The following is a 15,940-nucleotide window of genomic DNA, read 5'->3' as shown; positions in this document are numbered from 1 at the left end:
CACCACGAGACCCCGACCAAGGGCGCGTGACAAGTCGCACGCCGGTGCGCACCGCGTACCGCGCGGGCGCGTACCGTCTCGGCCCGTACCGCGCGGGCCTGCGCCGAGGCGGCCGTGGCGGCGAGGGTGGCCGTCAGTCCCCGTCCGGGGCGGCGGCCTCGTCGAGCGAGAACCACACCGTCTTGCCCTCGGACTCCGGCCGCACGCTCCACTCCGCCGAGAGCAGGTCGAGCAGGACCAGACCGCGGCCGGAGGAGGCGAGTTCGCCCGGGGCGCGCTGATGGGGCAGTTCGTCGCCGTGATCGGTGACCTCGACCTTGAGGGTGCGCCGGCCCCGCTCCCCGGTGACGATGGCGACGAGCGCGGCGGCCTGGTCGGTGTGCATCAGGACGTTGCCGACCAGCTCCGAGGCGAGCAGCACGGCCGTGTCCACCTGGTCCGGCCGGGCCCAGTCGTGCAGCAGCGACTCCAGCTCGGTACGGGCCTGCGACAGGCTCTCCGCCCGGCCCTGCTCGATGGTGAGCACCAGGCGCCGCTCCAGCACGTCAGGCCGCGGCAGGCCCGAGTCGCGGCGCACCAGCAGCAGTGCGATGTCGTCCTCGTTGCGCGGCCGGGCGTCCGCGCGGCGCAGATCCGGCTCGGGCCGGGCGACGCCACCGGGCTGCTGCGGGCCGTTCACCGCCGTGATCAGCCGGTCGGCCATGCCCTCCAGGTCCGCGCCCGGCCCCGGCGACATCGCGTCGCGCACCCGCACCCAGCCGCTGTACATGTCGTGCCCGCCGGTCTCGATCAGGCCGTCCGTGCACAGCATCAGGACTTCCTGGTCGTGCAACTCCATGAGCGTCACCGGGTAGTCGTCGTCGCCGGGCATCAGGCCGAGCGGCAGGCCGCCGGGGATGTGCTTGATCATGCAGGTGCCGTCCGGCATGCGCAGCACCGGGTGCGGGTGCCCGGCGCGGGCGAGGTGCAGCAACCCGGTGTCGGGTTCGGCCTCGATGTAGATGCAGGTCGCGAAGCGGTCCTCGTCCAGCGCGGTGAGGAACCGCGAGGCCCGCGCGAGCACCGCGTCCGGGCCGTGGCCCTCGGCGGCGTACGCATGGACGGCGGTGCGCAGTTGCGTCATCAGGCTCGCCGCGTGCACGTCGTGGCCCTGCACGTCGCCGATGACCAGGGCGAGCCGGCCGCTGGGCAGCTCGATGCTGTCGAACCAGTCGCCGCCCACCATCAGCCCGCCGCCGGTCGGCACATAGCGGGTGGCCACACTCAGCCCCTTGATCGCCGGCCCGGCCCGGCCCATGCTGCTGCGCAGGCCCCGGGACAGCGCGAGTTCGGCCTCCCCGGTGCGGGTGCGCTCCAGCGCCCGCGCCAGCAGCCTCGCGGTCACCGTCAGCAGCGTCCGCTCGTCCTCGGTGAAGGCCACCGGCGAGCGGAACGCCGCCAGCCACACCCCGTTCAGCCGCCCGGCGGCCGTCAGCGGCAGGAACGCCCACGAACTGCGCCCCTTCGGCGCGGTCAGCGGGTAGGTGACGGGGAAACGGCGCTTGTACTCGTCGGCGGTGGCCAGGAACACCGGGCGGCCGGTGCGGACCACCTCGGCGGCCGGATAGCCCGTCGACAACGGCATGCGGAAGATCCGCTCGGGGCCGCCCGCCCGGAATCCGAGCGTGGCGAGCTTGGTGAGGAAGGTGCCTTTGATACCGAAGACGGCCTGGCCGTCGAGGGGGAAGTCGGGCGCGTGCAGGGCGCTGAGGGCCTTGAGCGCCTCGTCCAGGGACTCGGCGTCGGCGACGGTGTGGCCGGTGGCGACGAGGAGGGCGTCGCGGTGGCGGGAGCCGGTAACGGCGAAGGAGCCGGGGTTGCTGGTGGCGCCGTCGGGCGCGCCGGTGGTCGCCGGGCGGGCGGCGCGGGCGGGGGAGTCGCCGGTGGTGCTGTCGGCAGTGCCGTCCGGGGAGCCGTCCGAGGTGGCGCTCGGCCTGGGGTGCTCGGTCCCGCCGTCCTGGGCGTCTTCGCCTACGGGGGTGTCCGGCGCGGGCAGGTCGGGGAAGGGTTCGGCGCTGTCCACGGGGATGGGCGGCTCGGGCTCCGGGCCGCGCCGCGCCGCCGGGTCCGCGCGCAACTGGTTGAGCGCGTCGATCTGCCGGAGTTCGGCGTCCTCGTCCCGGTCCTGAGCCGGCCTGTCCCGTTCACCGCCCATCCGCGCCCTTTCGCTCGTGCCCGCTCGTGCCCGTTCATGTCGGGCGCGCCGCCCGCCGGCCAGGGCTGTACCGTTCGTTAGCTTTCGTCCCGATCGTACGCTTACGGTCCGGGGTGCGACAGGGAGTGGATCGGGTTCGTCGGCGCCCATGCTCCGACGGGGCCGGGCTCCCCGCACCCGCGGCAGCGCACGGCGGCGGCCCGGCATCGGGGGCGTGGCCCGCGCGGGGCACGCCCCCGATGCACGTCCGCGCGCCGCTTTCGGGTCCGGGCGTGACCGGCGTTGACTGGGTGTAATGGCCGCCATCCTGGAGTGCACCCATGACAGTCCCGCCGTCCGGGCCGCACCCGGCGCCCGTCGTGTTCGCCGCCCCCTTCGCCGACCGCTCGGCCTGGGCGGTGGGCCGCACCTCCGCCTACCCGCCCGACGGCCGCAACCCCGGTGACAACAAGCTCGACCAGATCGGCCCCTCCTACGGCCCCACCGCCGCCGGCGTCTTCCAGGCCCGTGCCACGGGCGGCGGCCTCTGGCACACCGACCTGGTCTCCACCGAGTACGCCCCCGGCGGCTTCGAACTGCTGCCCGGCGACGAGCTCTCCGCGACCTGCGTCGTGGACGACACCCCGGGCGCCTGGCCCGCGCTGTGGACGTGGGGCCGCGACATCTCCGCCGGCCACCCGCAGCCCGGCCACGGCGAGGTCGACGCCTTCGAGTACCACTCCACCAATCCGCACATGCTCGAACTGACCAACCACGTCGGCGGCGCGGGCGACTACGCAGACGGCGTCGTCACCCCCGGCCGCCCCTTCCGGCTGGACGTCGTACTCGGTGCCCGCAGCGTGAGCTGGCAGGTCGACGGCCGGACGGTCTACGACGACGGGCGGGGCGTCGGCACCCGGTGGCGCGCGTGGCTGGTGGTCTGCATCAGCGTCTCGGCAGGCGCGTACGGCCACCCGGCGCCCGGTCCCGGGGCGCGCGAGCTGAGCTGGCAGTGTACCGACCTGGAGGTGCGCCGCCCGGGTGCCGACCGGGGCTGATCCGATCCGGCCGCCCGATCCGGCCGCCCGACCCCGCCAACTCCGCTTTGGTCCAGACCTATTGACGGGTGGTCGAGACCACTTTACGATCCGGGCCACCACGTGATGCCCATGCGTCACATCGGCATCTCCACTTCACTCCGAAGCCCGGGCCGTCATGGCCGCCCCCCACCGGCTCGGTGACCCGCGGTCCGCGGCGCGAGACAGGGAGCACACATGCCCGCTACCCACGGCCGCCGGCTGCGCCTGATCGGCGCCGGCCTCGCGGCGGCCTGCCTGGCGCAACTGCCGCTCGCCGCGGCGACGCACGCCGACACCCCGACCCGCACCGCCACCGTCAGCACCACGTCCGCCGCTGCCGGCACGTCCGCCACCGCCGCCACGACGTCGACGCGTCCCGCCGTCGCGCCCGCCGACGACACCTGCGCCACCAAGCCCCGGCCCGCCGGCAAGGTCCTCCAGGGGTACTGGGAGAACTGGGACGGCGCCGCCAACGGCGTCCACCCCGGCATGGGTTGGATACCGATCACCGACAGCCGTATCGCCCAGCACGGTTACAACGTGATCAACGCGGCCTTCCCCGTCATCGAGTCCGACGGCACCGTGCTGTGGCAGGACGGCATGGACACCGGCGTCAAGGTGCCCACGCCCGCCGAGATGTGCCAGGCCAAGGCGGCCGGCGCGACCATCCTGATGTCGATCGGCGGCGCCGCCGCGGGCATCGACCTCAGCTCCAGCACGGTCGCGGACCGCTTCGTGGCCACCGTGGTGCCGATCCTGAAGGAGTACAACTTCGACGGGATCGACATCGACCTCGAGACCGGTCTGACCAACAGCGGCGACATCAACACGCTGTCCACCTCGCAGGCGAACCTGGAACGCATCATCGACGGCGTGCTCTCCCAGATGCCGGCCGGCTTCGGTCTGACCATGGCGCCCGAGACCGCCTACGTCACCGGCGGCAGCATCACCTACGGCTCGATCTGGGGCGCCTACCTGCCGATCGTGAAGAAGTACGCCGACAACGGCCAGCTGTGGTGGCTCAACATGCAGTACTACAACGGCAGCATGTACGGCTGCTCCGGCGACTCCTACGAGGCCGGCACGGTCGCGGGCTTCACCGCGCAGACCACCTGCCTCAACAACGGTCTGACCATTCAGGGCACCACCATCAAGGTCCCCTACGACAAGCAGGTGCCCGGCCTGCCCGCGCAACCGGGCGCGGGCGGCGGCTATATGGCGCCGAACCTGGTCGGGCAGGCGTGGAACTCCTACAGTGGCGCGCTCAAGGGCCTGATGACCTGGTCGCTGAACTGGGACGGCTCGCAGGGGTGGACCTTCGGCGACAACGTGAAGTCGCTCCAGGGCCGTTGAGCCGGATCCCTGGAACGGGGCCGCCGTAAGACCGCACCCACGGCGGCCCCGCATCCGTCCGGCCCTGCCTCCACCGGGCTCCTCATCCACCGGGCTGCTCATCCGTCCGGATCGCCGCTCCCGCGTCGGAGCGGCGGTCCGGACGGTCTGTCGGTGCCGCCCTGTAGCGTGAACGCGCGCCGACCCGCGCACCCCAGTGCCGAACTCCGGGAGGACGCAGCGATGGCGACCAGCGCACGCGGCGACGACGACACGGACGCGCCCGCGGACCCGGCGCCGTATCCGCCGGTGGAGCCGGCGGCGATCGCCGAACTCGCCCTCGACCTGCCGGAGACCACCGAGGAGAACCCGTTCGGCCCCGACGTGGACGTCTACAAGGTCGCGGGCAGGGTCTTCGCGATCCTCAGCCCCGACGCCGACCCGCCGTCCGTCTCCCTCAAGTGCGACCCGGCGCTCTCCCTGCACCTGCGGGACCGCTACGCGGCCGTCATCCCCGGATACCACCTGAACAAGAAGCACTGGAACACCGTGACGCTCGACGGCACCATCGCCCCGGACGAGATCGACGACCTCGTCGCGCACTCCTACTCGTGCGTGGTGGCGGGCCTGCCCAAGGCCGCCCGCGACCGCCTCACGCTGCTCACCCCCGCTGTCACGCCGCTCCTCCCCTGAACCTCGCGGGAGTGACCGTATTGCCTCTGCTGGGTCAGGAGTACGCCCGAGCGGCGCATGAAACGGGTGCTGCCCGGCCATCATTAAAGATGGTCCGTCATGTGCAATTGCACGTGTGGCCGTGTTCGATCACTTCCACTGCGAGGAGGAGAACGATGACCGGTCGGGACGAAGGCGCGAAGCGCCACGTTGCTCCGCGGCATCGGCCGAACGTGGCCGAATCCGCGGTGTGTTGGCGGAAAAGCTCGTACAGCAACCATGAGAGCAACTGCGTCGAGGTGGCCGAACTCGACCACGAAACAGTCGGAATACGCGATTCGAAGGACAAGAACGGTCCGATTCTGACCTTCGGTCGCAGCGCGGTGCGTGCGTTCGTGGCCGGTACCGCCCGTGGCGAGTTCGCCGTCGAGTAGCGAGATCAAGCCAGATGTGACGTCGGGCCCTCCGCTTCGTGAGCGCTACGGCACGATAGGTGACCCATACGGGGTGCGACGCCCCGAGAAGGAGACCGATCGTGCCAGCTCAACCGTCTCGCAGTCCGCGTGGGGCCCGTAACGTCCACGACCTGTCCGGTCGGGCGCCGACGGCGCAACGGATGATCTTCGGTGAGACGCTGAGACAGCGCCGGCAGGCACTCGGCCTCACCGCCGAGGACGTCGTGCGTCAGATCGGCCACTCCGCGTCCAAGATCAGCCGGATGGAGAACGGGCGGCACGACTTCAAGGAAACCGACCTCCAACGCCTGCTGGACGTCTACGGCGTGAACGACGAGACCGAGCGCGACCTGCTGCTCGACCTCGCCCGCGCCGCCAACGAGCGCGGCTGGTGGGACGCCTGGAGCGACGTCTCCACCAAGACCCTCCAGACCCTGGTCAGCCTGGAGGACATGGCCCAGCGCATCCGCAGCTACGAGATCGCCCAGCTGCCGGGCCTGGTGCAGACCGCTGAGTACACCCGCGCCCTGGTCCGGGCCAACGCGCCCGGCAAGAGCGAGCAGGACATCGACCGGATCATCGAGCTGCGCGCGATGCGGCAGCAGCGGCTGATGCGCTCGCCCGGCAAGAAGCTGCTGTGCGTGCTGGACGAGGTCACCCTGGTGCGCCCGTACGGCTCCCGCGAGGGCATGCGCCGCCAGCTCGAACACCTGATATCCCTGGCCGACGATCCCGACATAGGCTTCAACCTGGTGGAGTTGACCCGGCAGAACCTGCCGGTGCAGATCGGCACCACCACGATCTTCGACTTCGCCGACGGCCAGCTCCCCGACATCGTCTACATCGAGCGTTCCGGCGGTGGCCTCTACCTCCAGGAGGAGCACGAGGTCGACGAACACGTCAAGGGCTTCGATCGGTTGATGATTGCCTCGCTCGGCCAGCGCGCGACCGTCCGCCGCATCCAGGACCACATCAAGAAGTTCCGCTAGCGACCGCACGGCGATCGCACCGGCTGACGCACCGAGCGCCAAGGACCTTGACAGTCAAGGTCCTTGGCGCTCGGAGTGTCAGCCGGTCCGGCCGGCGCTCAGCCCTTGCGGGCCACGCCCGCGTACAGCGACGACTGCGCGTTGGTGACCAAGGAGGGGTCCCCGCCCGCATCAGGCCGCCACAGGTGGGCGACCTCCACGCCGGGCTCCACGAGCTCCAGGCCGTCGAAGAATCGTTCCACCTCGGCCTTGGAGCGGACCTGTAGCGGGGTGCCGCCGTCGGTGTAGATGTCCATGATCGCGGCCCAGGCGTCGGGGTCGAAGTCCGGGGTGCAGTGCGACAGAGCCAGATACGAGCCCGGCGCGAGCCGATCGACCAGGGTGCTCACCACGCCGTAGGCGTCCCGCGCGTCGGGCACGAAGTGCAGCACCGCGTTCAGGCTCAGGCCGACCGGCTCCGAGAAGTCCACGCACCGTGCCGCCTCCACCGCGACGATCAGCGCCTCCGGGTCGGTGACGTCGGCCTCGACGTATTCGGTGGCGCCCTCGGCGGAACTGCTCAGCAGGTTGTCGGCGTAGACCAGCACGATCGGGTCGTTGTCCGCGTAGACGATCCGGGCCTGCGGAACCTCGCGCTGCACGACCTCGTGCAGGTTCGGCTGGGTGGGTATGCCGGTGCCGATGTCGACGAACTGGCGTATGCCGCGCTCGCGGGCGAGGAAGCGGGCCGAGCGGTGCACGAAGGAGCGGTTGACCCGGGCGACGGTCCTGATCGAGGGGAACCGGCGGATCACGTCCTCGGCGGCGGTCCGGTCCACGGCGTAGTTGGTCTTGCCGCCCAGGTAGTAGTCGTACATCCGCGCGCTGTGCGGGAGGTCCTGCCGCAACCGGTCGGAAACGCCGGTCTCCTCGGCGAATGTCGCTTCTTCCTCGGCCACGCGCGGCACCCATCCTTCGCTACCACTCATCGGGCCGGGCGGCCCTGCCGAATCCGTCGGCCCGTCGAGCCCCTTGCGGCTCTGCCGGCACTGTTCCTACCCGGTGCCACCATGTCCTATCCGGTTGCGGGCCACCGGCGCCACCCCTGAAAAGGGTGAACGGCCAGGCCCCGTCACGCCACCGTCGCCTCCTCCAGGGCGAGCAGCAGCCGCTTGGCGTCCGCGCCACCCGCGTACTGCCCGGGGGAGCCGTCGGAGCGCACCACGCGATGGCAGGGCACCACGACCGGCAGCGGGTTGGTGGCACACGCGGTACCGACCGCGCGCACCGCGCGAGGGCTGCCGGACGTGGCCGCCACCTGCGCGTAGCTCTCCGTGCGACCGTAGCCGATGGTGGGCAGCAGGCTCAGCACTTCACGTCGATAGCCCTTCGACAACCGCCAGTCCAGTGGCAGTTCGAAGGTCCTGCGGCGCCCGGCGAAGTACTCGTCGAGCTGCCGGGCCGCCTCGTCCAGCCGCCCGGGCGCGCGCAGCACCCGCGGACCGACCCGGTCGGCGAGTTGCTGGAGCACCGCGGCGTGGTCCTGCACCGCGTACGCGATCCGCACCACGCCCTCGTCGGTGGCGGCCAGCAGCAGCGTGCCCGCCGGGGTGTCCAGGGTGCGGTAGGCGACGTCCAGCACGCCCTCGCGGACCGCCTGTTCGGCCAGCCGCGCGTGCAGCCGCGCCATCGCCTCGGTGTCGTGCTCGGGCAGGCCCGCGAACGGGTCCGGCCCGACGGGTCCGGTGGCGGTCATGGTCATCGTCCCTTCACTCCCGTCTCGTTGCCGGCGGCCGCGCTTCGACGACCGCCCGTGCCTGTGCCGGTTCCGGGGCCCGGGTCCGTATCCGGGTCGGGGTGCGCCGGGTAGGTGCGGCGCAGCGTCCGCATGCCGTCGGCCGCGGCCCGGCGTGCCGCGTCGGTGCTGCCGCCCGTCACGGCGGCGATCTCCTTGTACGGCAGCCCGGCGAGGTAGTGGTACGCCACCGCGTGCCGTTGCCGTTCGGGCAGCGCTTCGAGGGCGCGCCACAGGTCGGGGTCCCAGTCCTCGGGGCGGCCCGAGGCACTCGCCCGCTCGGGCAACGCACCGGCCGGTACCGGCCGTCGCGCGTTGGCGCGCGTCACGTCGATCGCCTTGCGGTGCGCGACGGTCACCAGCCACGCGGCCACGTTCGCGTCCGCGGGCAGTTCCGGATACGCCCGCAGCGCCGCGAGGAACGTCTCCGACCAGGCGTCCTCCGAGTCGTGCGGGCCCAGGACGGCACGGACGACCCGCAGCACCATCGGCCCGTGCTCGGTCACGATCTGTTCGAACGGTGGCTTGCTCACACCCTGTCAACGCTCCGGGCGGCCGGAACGTGAGCCCCCGGCGCGGAAAGACCCGGGAAAGGTGCGGTCGCCGCGTGCCGCGCGGCCGTTGCCGGCGGCGCCGTTCAGAACAGCCGCGCCTCCTTCTCCTCGGCGGGCTCCTCCAGGTCCAGCAGGAACCGCTTGCGCTCCAGGCCGCCCGCGTACCCGGTGAGCTTCCCGCCCGCGCCCACCACACGGTGGCAGGCCACCACCAGCGACAGCGGGTTCGCGCCGACCGCGCCCCCGACCGCCTGCGCGAGCTGCCGGTCGCCCAGGTCGGCGGCCAACTCCCCGTACGTACGGGTCCGGCCGTAGGGGATCGCCGCGATCAGGTCCCACACCCGGCGGTGGAACTCGTCGCCCTCGGGCGCCAGCGGCAGCTCGAACTCCCGCCGCTCGCCCGCGAAGTACTCCTTCAGCTGCTGCCGGGCCGGGGCGAACCCGGCGTCGTCGCGCCCGCCGAACTCCTCGGGCTTCGGCCGGCCGCGGTGCCGGTGCGCGAAGTACAGCCCGCTCAGCGCGCCGTCCTCGGCCACCAGCACCAGATCCCCGACCGGCGAGTCGACCACCGTGTGCGTCCTCATCGCCGCGCTCCTCCACGTCCCGGGCGGCCCTCGGTGCGGACCGCCGACACACCGTAGACGCGGCGCGGGCCCGGAACGTGAGATCCGGGCCCGGAACGTGAGATCCGGGCCCGGAACGTGAGATCCGGGCCCGTGATGTGTGCGGCGGGCCGGTCCGCCGGCGCGGAACGTTCGCGCGGAGCGTCTGCTCAGACCGCGGTCGGCCCGGACGACGGCTTGAGCGCGACGGCCGCCTCGGCGGTGTGCACCAGGAACGTCAGCGACTCCTGGAAGTACAGGTCGACGGTCGTGGCGGTGTGGCCGAGGTAGCCGATCGACACGTCCTGGCCGAGCCGCAGCTCGAAGTCGCCGCCGCGGGTGGCGAGCAGGAACGCCCCGTCGATCGCCGGCGCCCACACGATGTCGCCGTCCAGCAGCCGCGCGAGGTGCTGGTGGATCGGGTAGCCGTGGTCGGAGGTCTCGCTGACCGCGGTGTACGCGTCGGCGCTCAGCGCCAGCGTGTACGCGCCGTCGACACCGGCCAGCCGCAGCGTGGTGACGGCGTGGCTGATCGCGTCCGGGTACTCCCGTACGTCGGCGGGGAGCGTCAGTTCGGGGTTGGAGGAGGCCGCCCGGATGCCGGTGATGCCCGCGGCGGCGTATCCCTCGAAGACCGCGCGGTCCTCGGCGTAGGCGAGCTGCTTGGCCGCGTCCTTGACCGGCTGCCAGTCCGCGTCCTTCGCGCCGCGCGCCACGTCGTCGCACTGGCCGCGGTCGACGCTGAACGGTACCCGCAGCTCCACCACGGGCTGCGAGCGGCGGGTGCGGGCGGTCACGCCGTGCCCGGGCGCGGCGATTTCGTCCAGGTGCCCGGTCGGCACCGCGGCCAGCTCCAGGCCCCCGGGCTCGGGCACGTCCACGATGCGGCGGGCCGCGACGTTCCGGGCGAAGGTGCGCCGGGCCTCGGCCTCCAGGTCGGCCCACGCGGCGTCGGAGATGGGCGCGAGTTCGCGGTGCAGGTTGTTCACGAGGGCGTGCTCCTGTTCAGGTTGCCGATGCCGAGGCTGCCGTCGGAGGTGGACCGTGCGGGGCCGGGTTCCGGTGCGGGCACCTGCGCGGGGCCGGAAGGGGGTTCGGCCGCCGGCCGCGGCGCGGACCCGGCCGCCGCCCCGAGCCCCGGGGCGTCCGGCAGGTCGTCGAGGAAGTCCGCGGACGGCGTGTAGAAGAGGGTGCCGGTGACGGCGGTGGAGAAGTCGAGGATGCGGTCGTGGGTGGCGGCCGATGTGCCCAGGAACATGTTGCGCAGCATCTGCTCGGTGACGTCGGGGGTGCGGGCGTAGCCGATGAAGTACGTGCCGAACTCCCCGCGGCCCGGGCTGCCGAACGGCATGTTGTCCCGCAGGATGTCCTGCTCCGCGCCGTCCGGGCCGGTGACGGTGTTGAGGGCGACATGCGAGTCGTCCTGATCCAGCTCGATGTTGGTCGTCTTCGTGCGGCCGATGATGCGCTCCTGCGCCTCGACCGGGAGCGCGTTCCAGCCGTCCAGGTCGTGCAGGTACTTCTGCACGATCACATAGCTGCCACCCGCGTGCTGCGGGTCCTCCGCGCCGATCAGCACCGCCTCGCGCGCCGCCGGGCCGACCGGGTTCTCGGTGCCGTCCACGAAGCCCAGCAGGTCGCGTACGTCGAGGTACTTGAAGCCCTGCACCTCGTCCCGCACGACCACCGCGCCGCGCAGCCGGGCCATGATCTCGGTGGCCAGCCCGAAGCACAGGTCGAGGCGGGTCGCACGCAGGTGGAACAGCAGGTCACCCGGGGTGGACACCGCGCGGTGCCGCGGGCCCTCCAGCGGTGTGAACGGGTGCAGGCCCGCCGGCCGCGGGTGGTCGAACAGGCGGTCCCACACCGCCGACCCGATGCCGGCGACGCAGCTCAGCTTCCCGTCGGGCGCGCCGAACCCGATGGCGCGGGTCAATCCGGCGAGGTCCGCGAGCAGTTCGCGCGCGGTTTGCTCGCCGCCGTCCTCGACCGTCACCACCAGGAAGATCGCGGCGGACGTCAGCGGGCTCAGCACGGACTGCGGTTCCGGCTCGGTGGCCAATACAACTCTCCCCTGCGCGGGCGGCGTCCGGTGAATCACCTGGACCCTACTGCCCAGGGCCCTCGGTCAACGGGAGTACCCGGGCGTGTCCCCCGGGGCGGTGTGTTCCGTCGGGCGGACCGCCACCGGCGGTGCACCCGGCGGACGGGTAGAACCGTCGCGGCGGACCACCGTCACGGCACCCGGGCGGGCTAACGTGCAGACTATGACGTTCCGAGACCTGCACCGCGGCCCGCGGCCCCTGGTCCTGCCCAACGCCTGGGACGTGCCGTCGGCGCTGGCCTTCGCCGACGCCGGTTTCGAGGCGATCGGCACCACCAGCTTCGGCGTCGCCTCCGCGCTCGGCCGGCCGGACGGCGGCCGCGCCACGAAGGACGCGAACCTCGCGCTGGCCCGCGCGTTGAGCGGGCTGCCCGCCCACATCAGCATGGACGTCGAGGACGGCTACAGCGACGACCCCGCCGAGGTCGCGGAGTATGTCGCCCGGCTCGGCGTGGCCGGGGTGAACCTGGAGGACAGCACGGCCGAACGGCTGGTCGCCCCGCAGGCGCACGCCGCGAAGGTCGCCGCCGTCAAGGACCGCTGCCCCGACCTGTTCGTCAACGCCCGGGTCGACACGTACTGGCTCGGCACCGAGGCGGAGATCCCCGCCACGCTGGAGCGCGCCGCGGCCTACGTACGGGCGGGCGCCGACGGGGTGTTCGTGCCCGGCGCCACCGACCCGGAGGTGCTGCGCGAACTGGCCGCGGGTATCCCGGTCCCGCTGAACGTGCTGGTCGTGCCCGACCTCACCCTGGACGACCTGGCCGGGCTCGGGGTCCGCCGGGTCAGCACGGGCTCGCTGCCGTACCGCGCCGCCGTGCACGCGGCGACCGCCGTGGCCGCCGCCGTCCGCGACGGGCGCACCGACCTGCCGGGCGCGACCCCGTACAAGGAACTCCAGGCCCGCCTGGTCGACTACGAGCGCGCCGGCGGCCGTTGATCGGCGCGTCTCGTCACGGCCGGGGCGTCACGGCCGGGGCGTCAGGGCTTTTCCTCCGGCCAGTCGAGCAGGCGCGCGCCGATCACGGCGGTCTGGAGCGCGTAGCGGTGGCGGGGGTCGGTCGGGTCCGCGCCCGACAGCGCGCGGACCCGATGCAGCCGGTAGGTCAGCGCGCGGACGCTCAGCGACAGCTGCCGGGCCGCCTCGGCGGCCACGCACCCCGCGTCGAAGTAGACGGACAGCGTGCGCAGGAGCGGCCGGGCGCCGCCGCGCGCCTGCTCCAGCGGGCCGAGCATGGTCTGCACGAGATCGGTGAGGGCCTGCCGGTCGCGGGTCAGCACCGGGAAGACCAGCAGGTCGACGGCGTGCAGGATGCGCTCCTCGAACGCCATCCGGTCCGCCACCGACAGCACGCCCAGCGCCTCGCGGTAGGAGCGCCCGCATCCCGCGGCGCCTTGCTGCGCGCGGCCGATCGCGACCCGCAGCGCACCCGCGGCGACCGCGCGGTCCGCGAAGTGGGCGAGGACGTCGTCCTGCCCGCCCGGCGCCACGCACACCAGCGCGCCGTCCACGGCGGCGAGCAGCACCCCGCGGCTGCCGAACCGGCTCAGCGTCTCGGCCCCGACCGTCCGCGTCACCGCGTGCGTGTCGTCGTACGGTTCGGGGCCGGCCGCCACCGCGACGGTGTGCGCGTGCGACAGTTGCAGGCCGAAGCGTTCGGCGTCCAGGGCCAGCAGTTCCGGGTCGAAGGTGCTGGAGAGCAGGCCGCCGATGAACGCCCGCCGGGCCGCGTCGTGGCTGTGCGCCGCCGCGCGCTGTGCCCGCTGGTAGCCGTCGGCGAACGCGTCGAGCGCCTGCCCGACGGTGGCCAGCACCCCGTCGAGGTCCGCGGCCGAGCGCGGCCGCACGACCCGCCCGGCGGCGAGGTGCTCGCGCAGGATCTGCCGCCAGTCGTAGCCCGCCTCGGCCGCCTGCGCACCGAGCGCCCGGTGGCTGCTGAGTTCCTCCCGGGTCAGCCGGCGTCCGGTGGCCGATGCCTTGAGCAGGACCTCGGCATAGCCGGTGAGGAAGGTCTGCGGCAGGTTGTCCACGGTCATGGTGCCCCCGATCGTCGCCGGTGCCGGTGGGAATGGTGGTCGGTGCCGCCGGGTGCGGCAGCGGGTGGGCAGATGCGGTGTGCGGGCCCCGGTCGGCTGCTGACGCCGCGTCAGCTCTTCGCGGGCTCGGCCTCGGGGCCGAACCCCGGGCCGAAGTCCGGCCCGAGCTCGGGTTCGAGCTCGGACCCGAGCTCGGGTTCGATGCCGGCGCCGGCCTCGGCCGCGGCATCGGTGACGTCGTCGGTCACGGCGGCGCCCGTGTTCGCGGGCGCGGCCCAGGACTGCGTGGCCCCGGGCTGCGCTGCGGGCACGGGAGCGGGTGCGAACCGGCCCGGCAGGCGGGCGGTGACGCGGCGGGCCAGCGGCTCGGTGAAGCGGGCGCTGAGCGGGCCGAGTATGACGAGGATCATCACGTAGGCGGTGGCGAGGGGGCCGATTCGTGGCTCGGTGGCGACCGCGAGTCCGGCGATGACGATCGAGAACTCGCCGCGGGCCACCAGGGTTCCGCCGGCCCGCCATCGGCCGGGGGCCTTGATGCCGGCCCGCCGGGCGGCGAACCACCCGGTGCCGATCTTGGTCGCGGTGGTGACGAGCGCGAGGATCAGCGCGGGCACGAGCACCGGCGGGATGTCCGCGGGGACCGTGGACAGTCCGAAGAAGACGAAGAACACCGCGGCGAACAGGTCGCGCAGCGGGGTGAGGATGTTGCTCGCGCCCTCGGCGACGTCGCCCGACAGCGCGATGCCGACCAGGAACGCGCCGACGGCCGCGGAGACCTGGAGGCGCTCGGCGACGCCCGCCACCAGCAGGGTCAGGCCGAGCACCACGAGCAGCAGCATCTCCGGGTTGTCGGAGGAGACCGCACGGCTGATCAGCCGGCCGTGCCGCAGCGCCAGGTAGAGCACCGCGCCGACCGTGCCCAGCGAGATCAGCAGGGTGACGGTGCCGCCGGCCAGGCCGGCGCCGGCCAGCAGCGCGGTGAGGATCGGCAGGTACAACGCCATCGCCAGGTCCTCGATCACCAACACGCCCAGGATCACGGGGGTTTCGCGGTTGCCGAGCCGGCGCAGGTCGCGCATCACCTTCGCGATGACGCCCGAGGAGGAGATCCAGGTGACGCCGGCCAGCGCGACCGCGGCGACCGGGCCCCAGCCCAGCAGCAGCGCGGCGACCGCGCCGGGCACCGCGTTGAGCACGAAGTCCACCGCACCGGAGGGGTACTGGGTTCTGAGGCTGGTGACCAGCTCCGACGCGCTGTACTCCAGGCCGAGCAGGAGCAGCAGCAGGACCACGCCGATCTCCGCGCCGGTGGCGACGAAGTCCTCGCTCGCGTCCAGCGGGAGTATGCCGCCCTTGCCGAACGCGAGCCCGGCCAGCAGGTAGAGGGGGATCGGGGAGAAGCCGACCCGGCCGGCGAACCGGCCGAGCAGGCCCAGGGCGAGGATGATCGCCCCGAGTTCGACGAGCATGGACGTCGTGTTGTGCACGGGCGGCTATCCTCCGGTGATCAGTTCGGCGACGGCATCAACGCCCTCGCGAGTGCCTACGACGACGAGCGTGTCCCCGAGCGCGAAGCGGAAGTCCGGTGTCGGCGACGGATGCGCCGAGGTCCGCCGCAGCACCGCGACGATCGAGGCGCCGGTACGGGTACGGGCCTGCGTGGCGCCGAGCGTGCGGCCGGCGTACGGCGACCGGCTGTCGATCTCGATCCGCTCGGTCACCAGGTCGATGCCGACCTGCGCGCGGCGCAGCTTCGCCACCGGGTCCGGCAGCAGCAGCCGGGCCAGCGCCCCGGCCTCGGCCTCGGTCAGCGGGACGGCGTCGGTGCACGCGTCGTCGTCCTGCGGGTCGCGCAGCGCGAGCACGCGCCGCCCGTCCAGGTGTACGACGACCGACAGGTGCCCGCCGGCGTCGGTATCGAGGTCGTAGCGGCTGCCGACACCGGGCAGCGGGGTCTTGTGAACGTGAGCCGACAGGCCCATGGCGTGCTCCAAGGGGCGTACGGGGGTGGGGACGGAATCCTGGTGGTGCGTGCGGTGCGGAATGGTGCGTGGCGCGCGTTGCGCGCCGGCCCGGTTGCCCGGCGGCGGCCGCGGACGCAGCGCCAGGCTACGGTCCCGGGCTGTGCGCACCCGCCACGGGTGGCGGACGCGCCACGTGGGGGGAGGG

The 15,940-nt window shown here is 73.1% G+C and carries 16 protein-coding genes; 6 read left to right on the top strand and 10 right to left on the bottom strand.

The window, feature by feature from the left end; all coding sequences use genetic code 11:
* Positions 1–133 precede the first annotated feature (133 nt).
* Positions 134–2,194: an ATP-binding SpoIIE family protein phosphatase gene (locus AC13HU_RS13450; RefSeq protein ID WP_483042062.1), complete on the bottom strand. Its 2,061-nt coding sequence runs from the start codon at positions 2,192–2,194 to the stop codon at positions 134–136.
* Positions 2,195–2,514: 320 nt separating this feature from the next.
* Here AC13HU_RS13450 and AC13HU_RS13445 point away from each other — a divergent pair, with 320 nt between their 5' ends.
* The 5 genes from AC13HU_RS13445 to AC13HU_RS13425 all read left to right on the top strand — a co-directional run bounded on the left by AC13HU_RS13445 (position 2,515) and on the right by AC13HU_RS13425 (position 6,700).
* A complete protein-coding gene (locus AC13HU_RS13445; protein ID WP_483042061.1) occupies positions 2,515–3,231 on the top strand; it encodes a beta-glucanase in 717 nt (238 codons plus the stop codon).
* A 216-nt stretch (positions 3,232–3,447) separates the two neighbouring features.
* Positions 3,448–4,605, top strand: coding sequence for a chitinase (locus AC13HU_RS13440; protein ID WP_483042060.1), 1,158 nt, complete (start codon positions 3,448–3,450; stop codon positions 4,603–4,605).
* 222 nt (positions 4,606–4,827) lie between these two features.
* On the top strand, positions 4,828–5,277 hold the full coding sequence (locus tag AC13HU_RS13435) for an MmcQ/YjbR family DNA-binding protein (RefSeq protein WP_483042059.1): 450 nt from the start codon (positions 4,828–4,830) through the stop codon (positions 5,275–5,277).
* Between the two features lie 155 nt (positions 5,278–5,432).
* Positions 5,433–5,690 (top strand): DUF397 domain-containing protein, encoded by a 258-nt coding sequence (locus tag AC13HU_RS13430; RefSeq protein WP_483042058.1) that lies wholly within the window; start codon positions 5,433–5,435, stop codon positions 5,688–5,690.
* A 182-nt stretch (positions 5,691–5,872) separates the two neighbouring features.
* On the top strand, positions 5,873–6,700 hold the full coding sequence (locus tag AC13HU_RS13425; RefSeq protein WP_483042057.1) for a helix-turn-helix domain-containing protein: 828 nt from the start codon (positions 5,873–5,875) through the stop codon (positions 6,698–6,700).
* 98 nt (positions 6,701–6,798) lie between these two features.
* Here AC13HU_RS13425 and AC13HU_RS13420 read toward each other — a convergent pair whose 3' ends face one another.
* The 6 genes from AC13HU_RS13420 to AC13HU_RS13395 form a co-directional block, all read right to left on the bottom strand.
* Positions 6,799–7,587 carry an SAM-dependent methyltransferase gene (locus AC13HU_RS13420; RefSeq protein ID WP_483042064.1) on the bottom strand — a complete coding sequence of 263 codons (789 nt, stop codon included), beginning with the start codon at positions 7,585–7,587 and terminating at the stop codon, positions 6,799–6,801.
* A gap of 224 nt (positions 7,588–7,811) precedes the next feature.
* A complete protein-coding gene (locus AC13HU_RS13415; protein ID WP_483042063.1) occupies positions 7,812–8,369 on the bottom strand; it encodes a methylated-DNA--[protein]-cysteine S-methyltransferase in 558 nt (185 codons plus the stop codon).
* Between the two features lie 68 nt (positions 8,370–8,437).
* Positions 8,438–9,007, bottom strand: coding sequence for an RNA polymerase sigma factor (locus AC13HU_RS13410; RefSeq protein ID WP_483042056.1), 570 nt, complete (start codon positions 9,005–9,007; stop codon positions 8,438–8,440).
* 104 nt (positions 9,008–9,111) lie between these two features.
* Positions 9,112–9,612, bottom strand: coding sequence for a methylated-DNA--[protein]-cysteine S-methyltransferase (locus AC13HU_RS13405; protein WP_483042055.1), 501 nt, complete (start codon positions 9,610–9,612; stop codon positions 9,112–9,114).
* A gap of 188 nt (positions 9,613–9,800) precedes the next feature.
* The gene (locus tag AC13HU_RS13400) at positions 9,801–10,619 is read right to left on the bottom strand and encodes a family 1 encapsulin nanocompartment shell protein (RefSeq protein WP_483042054.1); all 819 of its coding nucleotides are present in this window, start codon (positions 10,617–10,619) and stop codon (positions 9,801–9,803) included.
* On the bottom strand, positions 10,616–11,692 hold the full coding sequence (locus AC13HU_RS13395; RefSeq protein ID WP_483042053.1) for a Dyp-type peroxidase: 1,077 nt from the start codon (positions 11,690–11,692) through the stop codon (positions 10,616–10,618). The genes AC13HU_RS13400 and AC13HU_RS13395 overlap by 4 nt, the downstream gene beginning before the upstream one ends.
* A gap of 205 nt (positions 11,693–11,897) precedes the next feature.
* Here AC13HU_RS13395 and AC13HU_RS13390 point away from each other — a divergent pair, with 205 nt between their 5' ends.
* Positions 11,898–12,674 (top strand): isocitrate lyase/PEP mutase family protein, encoded by a 777-nt coding sequence (locus tag AC13HU_RS13390; protein WP_483042052.1) that lies wholly within the window; start codon positions 11,898–11,900, stop codon positions 12,672–12,674.
* Positions 12,675–12,715: 41 nt separating this feature from the next.
* Here AC13HU_RS13390 and AC13HU_RS13385 read toward each other — a convergent pair whose 3' ends face one another.
* The 3 genes from AC13HU_RS13385 to AC13HU_RS13375 all read right to left on the bottom strand — a co-directional run bounded on the left by AC13HU_RS13385 (position 12,716) and on the right by AC13HU_RS13375 (position 15,753).
* Complete coding sequence (locus tag AC13HU_RS13385; protein WP_483042051.1) at positions 12,716–13,771, bottom strand: PucR family transcriptional regulator; 1,056 nt, start codon at positions 13,769–13,771, stop codon at positions 12,716–12,718.
* A 110-nt stretch (positions 13,772–13,881) separates the two neighbouring features.
* On the bottom strand, positions 13,882–15,258 hold the full coding sequence (locus AC13HU_RS13380; RefSeq protein ID WP_483042050.1) for a cation:proton antiporter: 1,377 nt from the start codon (positions 15,256–15,258) through the stop codon (positions 13,882–13,884).
* Positions 15,259–15,264: 6 nt separating this feature from the next.
* Complete coding sequence (locus tag AC13HU_RS13375) at positions 15,265–15,753, bottom strand: cation:proton antiporter regulatory subunit (RefSeq protein WP_483042049.1); 489 nt, start codon at positions 15,751–15,753, stop codon at positions 15,265–15,267.
* Positions 15,754–15,940 lie beyond the last annotated feature (187 nt).

The organism is Streptomyces sp. NH27 (assembly GCF_056859195.1).
Note: the sequence above shows the minus strand (reverse complement) of the source record. Positions and strands in the feature narration are given on the sequence as shown.

Excerpts from the sequence above, each read along its gene's own strand:
- AC13HU_RS13450 (WP_483042062.1), bottom strand. The coding sequence starts at position 2,194 with ATGGGCGGTGAACGGGACAGGCCGGCTCAGGACCGGGACGAGGACGCC.
- AC13HU_RS13445 (WP_483042061.1), top strand. The coding sequence starts at position 2,515 with ATGACAGTCCCGCCGTCCGGGCCGCACCCGGCGCCCGTCGTGTTCGCC.
- AC13HU_RS13440 (WP_483042060.1), top strand. The coding sequence starts at position 3,448 with ATGCCCGCTACCCACGGCCGCCGGCTGCGCCTGATCGGCGCCGGCCTC.
- AC13HU_RS13435 (WP_483042059.1), top strand. The coding sequence starts at position 4,828 with ATGGCGACCAGCGCACGCGGCGACGACGACACGGACGCGCCCGCGGAC.
- AC13HU_RS13430 (WP_483042058.1), top strand. The coding sequence starts at position 5,433 with ATGACCGGTCGGGACGAAGGCGCGAAGCGCCACGTTGCTCCGCGGCAT.
- AC13HU_RS13425 (WP_483042057.1), top strand. The coding sequence starts at position 5,873 with ATGATCTTCGGTGAGACGCTGAGACAGCGCCGGCAGGCACTCGGCCTC.
- AC13HU_RS13415 (WP_483042063.1), bottom strand. The coding sequence starts at position 8,369 with ATGGCGCGGCTGCACGCGCGGCTGGCCGAACAGGCGGTCCGCGAGGGC.
- AC13HU_RS13405 (WP_483042055.1), bottom strand. The coding sequence starts at position 9,612 with ATGAGGACGCACACGGTGGTCGACTCGCCGGTCGGGGATCTGGTGCTG.
- AC13HU_RS13390 (WP_483042052.1), top strand. The coding sequence starts at position 11,898 with ATGACGTTCCGAGACCTGCACCGCGGCCCGCGGCCCCTGGTCCTGCCC.
- AC13HU_RS13385 (WP_483042051.1), bottom strand. The coding sequence starts at position 13,771 with ATGACCGTGGACAACCTGCCGCAGACCTTCCTCACCGGCTATGCCGAG.
- AC13HU_RS13375 (WP_483042049.1), bottom strand. The coding sequence starts at position 15,753 with ATGGGCCTGTCGGCTCACGTTCACAAGACCCCGCTGCCCGGTGTCGGC.